The organism is Streptomyces sp. NPDC002156 (assembly GCF_053593675.1).
Genome location: NZ_JBSFDA010000326.1, coordinates 1 through 4,552, shown reverse-complemented (window position 1 = coordinate 4,552; position 4,552 = coordinate 1). Strand labels below are relative to the sequence as shown.

The 4,552-nt window shown below is 67.6% G+C and carries 4 protein-coding genes and 2 pseudogenes; all 6 read right to left on the bottom strand.

Going from position 1 to position 4,552, the window contains the following annotated elements; translation table 11 throughout:
- Positions 1 to 444: 444 nt before the first annotated feature.
- A pseudogene (locus tag ACWCRB_RS49180) lies at positions 445 to 1,284 on the bottom strand (lysophospholipid acyltransferase family protein); the annotation flags it as partial.
- Positions 1,285 to 1,361: 77 nt separating this feature from the next.
- A pseudogene (locus ACWCRB_RS49175) lies at positions 1,362 to 1,545 on the bottom strand (glycerol acyltransferase); the annotation flags it as partial.
- A gap of 56 nt (positions 1,546 to 1,601) precedes the next feature.
- Positions 1,602 to 2,696 carry an NAD-dependent epimerase/dehydratase family protein gene (locus ACWCRB_RS49170; protein WP_451002278.1) on the bottom strand — a complete coding sequence of 365 codons (1,095 nt, stop codon included), beginning with the start codon at positions 2,694 to 2,696 and terminating at the stop codon, positions 1,602 to 1,604.
- Between the two features lie 141 nt (positions 2,697 to 2,837).
- On the bottom strand, positions 2,838 to 2,936 hold the full coding sequence (locus ACWCRB_RS49165) for a 30S ribosomal protein bS22 (protein ID WP_003948845.1): 99 nt from the start codon (positions 2,934 to 2,936) through the stop codon (positions 2,838 to 2,840).
- 164 nt (positions 2,937 to 3,100) lie between these two features.
- Positions 3,101 to 3,313: a helix-turn-helix domain-containing protein gene (locus tag ACWCRB_RS49160; protein WP_004984898.1), complete on the bottom strand. Its 213-nt coding sequence runs from the start codon at positions 3,311 to 3,313 to the stop codon at positions 3,101 to 3,103.
- A 131-nt stretch (positions 3,314 to 3,444) separates the two neighbouring features.
- Complete coding sequence (locus ACWCRB_RS49155; RefSeq protein ID WP_451002277.1) at positions 3,445 to 4,260, bottom strand: phosphatase; 816 nt, start codon at positions 4,258 to 4,260, stop codon at positions 3,445 to 3,447.
- Between the last annotated feature and the right edge of the window lie 292 nt (positions 4,261 to 4,552).

Here is a 4,552-nt window from a genome sequence, read left to right as displayed (position 1 = left end):
GGCCCAGCGCACCCGAAGACCCCCCGCGTCACGAGCCCTCAGAAAAACACGGACCGCCGCTGCACCAACAGCTTGTACAGCGTGTGCTGGATCTGTTCCCTGACCTGGTCCGTCAGGTTGAACATCAGCATCGCGACCCATCTACACCGCCGCCCTCGCACTGCTTCGCAGGCTTCGCACGGCTGCGCCGGACTCCGCCCGCCGGCCCAGCGCACCCGAAGACCCCCCGCGTCACGAGCCCTCAGAAAAACACGGACCGCCGCTGCACCAACAGCTTGTACAGCGTGTGCTGGATCTGCTCCTTGACCTGGTCCGTCAAGTTGAACATCAGCATCGCGACCCATCTACACCGCCGCCCTCGCACTGCTTCGCAGGCTTCGCACGGCTGCGCCGGACTCCGCCCGCCGGCCCAGCGCACCCGAAGACCCCCCGCGTCACGAGCCCTCAGAAAAACACGGACCGCCGCTGCACCAACAGCTTGTACAGCGTGTGCTGGATCTGTTCCCTGACCTGGTCCGTCAGGTTGAACATCAGCATCGGGTCCTCGGCCGCCTCCGGCGGATAGCCGTCCGTGCGGATCGGCTCGCCGAACTGGATCGTCCACTTCGTGGGGAGCGGGAGCGCGCCCAGCGGGCCCAGCCACGGGAACGTCGGGGTGATCGGGAAGTACGGGAAACCGAGCACCCGGGCCAGCGTCTTGGCGTTGCCGATCATCGGGTAGATCTCCTCCGCCCCGACGATCGAGCACGGGATGATCGGCGCACCCTGCCGCAGTGCCGTCGACACGAAGCCGCCCCGCCCGAAGCGCTGCAGCTTGTACCGCTCGCTGAACGGCTTGCCGATGCCCTTGAAGCCCTCCGGCATCACACCCACGAGTTCGCCGCGCTCCAGGAGCCGTTCGGCGTCCTCGGCGCAGGCCAGGGTGTGACCGGCCTTGCGGGCCAGCTCGTTGACCACCGGCAGCATGAAGACCAGGTCCGCCGCGAGAAGCCGCAGATGCCGGCCCGCCGGATGGTTGTCGTGCACGGCGACCTGCATCATCACGCCGTCCAGCGGCAGCGTCCCCGAGTGGTTGGCGACGATCAGGGCGCCGCCGTCGGTCGGGATGTTCTCGATGCCCTTGACCTCGACCCGGAAGTACTTCTCGTACAGCGGGCGCACCAGTGACATCAGGACCTGGTCGGTGAGTTCGGCGTCGTAGCCGAAGTCGTCGACCTCGTAGTCCCCGGTGAGCCGGCGCCGCAGGAAGGACAGCCCGCCCGCGACCCGCCGCTCCAGACCACCGACGACACCGCCGTGCGGGGAAGACGACGGGGACGGCTGCTGCCCGGGCTGTTCCTGGGGCGGCTGGGACGGCTGTTGCTCTCGTGTCACACGAACATCATCCTGCGGGCGCGCCGGTCCCGGCAGGGGCTGGACCTCACGTACCACCGCCGATTCGCCCTTGCGCCGGCTGCTCCCCGCGCCCCGGCGGCGCGACGGCCGCGGGGAGGTGCCCGCGCGGGACCTGTCGTCGTCGAACGGAATGACCTTGGCATCCGCCATCGTTGATGCGCTCCTCGGTTGGCGCTCTGCGTCGGTTGACCCTCAGGCCGTCTCCGTCAGGTCGCTGTCGTGGGTGTCACGGCTGTCGTGACCGGGGTACCGGCACTGCCCGGGAAGGGTACGAAGGGCAGCGCCGCGATCCGGTCGACGGCCCCCGCGAGGGCCTCCGGCGGCAGCAGACCGGGACCGCGGACACGCGCGAAGTCCGTGAACGTCTCGGCGGTCGTGAACTTCGGTCGGTAGCCCAGCGTCTCGCGCATCTGGTTCGTCGCCACGACCCTGCCGTGCGTGAGCAGCCGGATCTGCTCGGGCGAGAAGTCCGTGATGCCCAGCGTACGCACCAGCGAGCCCGCCCAGGTGACGGCGGGCAGCAGCAACGGCACGGTGGGCCGGCCGAGCCGCCGCGAACACTGCGACAGCAACAGCACCCCGTCGCCGGCGATGTTGAACGTGCCGCTGTTGAGCGTTCCGCGCGCCGGGTCGTGCGAGGCGATGCGCAGGACCTCGATCACGTCGTCCTCGTGCACGAACTGGAGCCGGGGGTCGTAGCCGAACACGGTCGGCAGGACCGGCAGCCCGAAGTACTGGGCAAGCGGCGAGTCCGCGGTCGGCCCCAGGATGTTGGCGAAGCGCAGCACACACACGGCGACGTCGGGCCGACGTCGCGCGAACCCTCGCACATACCCCTCGACCTCCACCGCGTCCTTGGCGAAGCCACCGCTGGGCAACGACTTGGGCGGGGTGGTCTCGGTGAAGACGGCCGGGTCACGAGGAGCGGACCCATACACATTCGTACTGGACTTCACGACCAGCCGCTTGACGGTCGGCGACTTCTGGCAGGCGCCCAGCAGCTGCATGGTGCCGATGACGTTGGTCTCCTTGACCGTGGCCCGGCTGCCGCTGCCGCTGCCCAGCGCGATACCCGTGACGTCCATGTGCACAACGGTGTCGGCGTTCGTCTCGGCGAGTACACGCGCGATGGTGGGCTGCCGGATGTCGGCCTGGATGAAGTCCGCACCGCCCAGGTGGTGCTCGGGCGGAACCGCGTCCACGGCGATGACCCGGTCGACCTGCGGGTCACGCTGGATCCGTCGTACGAACCGGCCCCCCAGCTGACGGGCCACTCCGGTCACAAGCACGACCTTGCCCAAGATCAGCGCCTTCCTTCGGTGTGTGGAGCCCAACCTAGCGGGTTGTTGTTGCGCTGTGATGACCGCCCGATGCATGAAGTCACTGTGGCCCCCCACCGAAACCGGTGGGGGGCCACAGCGGAACTGCTCGTTGTACTACTTCTACTTCTTGTTGCGACGCTGAACACGCGTGCGCTTCAGCAGCTTGCGGTGCTTCTTCTTAGCCATCCGCTTGCGCCGCTTCTTGATAACAGAGCCCACGACTACCCTCGCTCACTTCTCATCACTCGGCGTTGGGCGCCATGGGCCCATACGACCTACAAGGGGCCAGCCTACCCGTCCGAGCGCTGAGGTCGTAATCGAGGACAACCGAGGAGTTCAGGGAGGGACCCGAGGGTCCCCATCCACGCCCCCCTCGACCGCCGTCAGGCTGTTTCCACCCCCACATAGCTCTCGCGGAGGTACTCGTGAACCGCTTGCTCGGGGACGCGGAAGGACCGCCCCACCCGAATCGCGGGCAGATGACCGCTGTGCACCAACCGGTACACGGTCATCTTCGACACTCGCATCACCGAGGCGACTTCCGCCACGGTAAGGAACTGAACCTCGTTCAGAGGCCTCTCGCCAGCTGCAGCCATGACACACCTGAACCTTCCGCACTCGACCCGGCCACCGGCTTCCCCTTCCGGTGACTCTTCGTCGCTGCGTGCTCACTCCCCAATGTAGGGGCGGGTGATGCGAGTGGGGAAGAGGTGCACCCATCGGCGGCCTACTGTGACAGACACGCTCGATTGAGTACGTAGCGGGTAATCGGCCGGTAGTAATCAGACCGCACAGCGTCATCAAGTGGAACGACGACGGACACGGATCCCTCCGCCTCCCCCACGAAGAGCGCGGGGTCGTCCGTATCGGCCAGCCCAATGGCCTCGAACCCCAGCTGACCTGCACCGCAGACCCACCCGTGGTCCCCGATCACGAGCTCCGGCAGCACCCCGCCGACGTCGGCAACAGCACCCAGAACGGTCCGAACCGGGAGGGGGGAGTGCGTGTGTGCGCCCGGCTCACGCCCGGCGGCCAGGAGGCCCGGTTCGCGGACGAGCGCGACGCCTCGTACGTAGTCAAGGTTGTACGTGCGTAGACCGAACCGGGTCGTTATGTCGACAGAGCTACCCTGCGTGGGGGTGAGAACGGCACACCCCGCCGCCGACAGGGCGTCCGCGAGAGCGGCGTAGAAACCGAGCAGTCGATGCGGGTGACCGGTACCCAGGAGTACCGGCGCCTTACTCCGAGCGACCACGGAGAGCCGCTCAGCGAAGGCATCAAGGGCTACAAGAGTCCGCTCCGGATCGATCACATCACACCCGGAAGTGCACTGCGGATCGGCCGAGACCCCACACTTGTCGGCCATCAACCCGACCAGATCCCGCTGCCGCCAGGTCCACTCAGGATCGAGCCCGATCAGCACCCGAGGATCCCGGGCAGCAAAAAGCCGATAACTCCGCAGACTCTCCTCCCGAGAGGTGGCCACGGGCCCAGCAATCCGAGCAGCCAACAGATGGGCCCGCAGGGCCCCCACACTCAACACACCAGAGATGCTGCCGGACCACCACGCCCCCCACCCCAAAAACCCCAGAAACACCCCACAGTTGGCGCAACGGGACACATCTCAGCCCGCCCGTCGTCTGAGGACGAGGCCGTTCAGCGCGAGTTCCCTTCCCACCCACCGGCCCGCACCCCCACCCAGCCCGTCCGGCGTCTGAGGACGAGCGCGTACAGCGCGACCTTCTTTCCCACCCACCCGCCTGCACCCCCACCCAGCCCGTCCGGCGTCTGAGGACGAGCGCGTAGAGCGCGACCTTCTTTCCCACCCACCCGCC

Excerpts from the sequence above, each read along its gene's own strand:
- ACWCRB_RS49160 (WP_004984898.1), bottom strand. The coding sequence starts at position 3,313 with ATGGCTGCAGCTGGCGAGAGGCCTCTGAACGAGGTTCAGTTCCTTACC.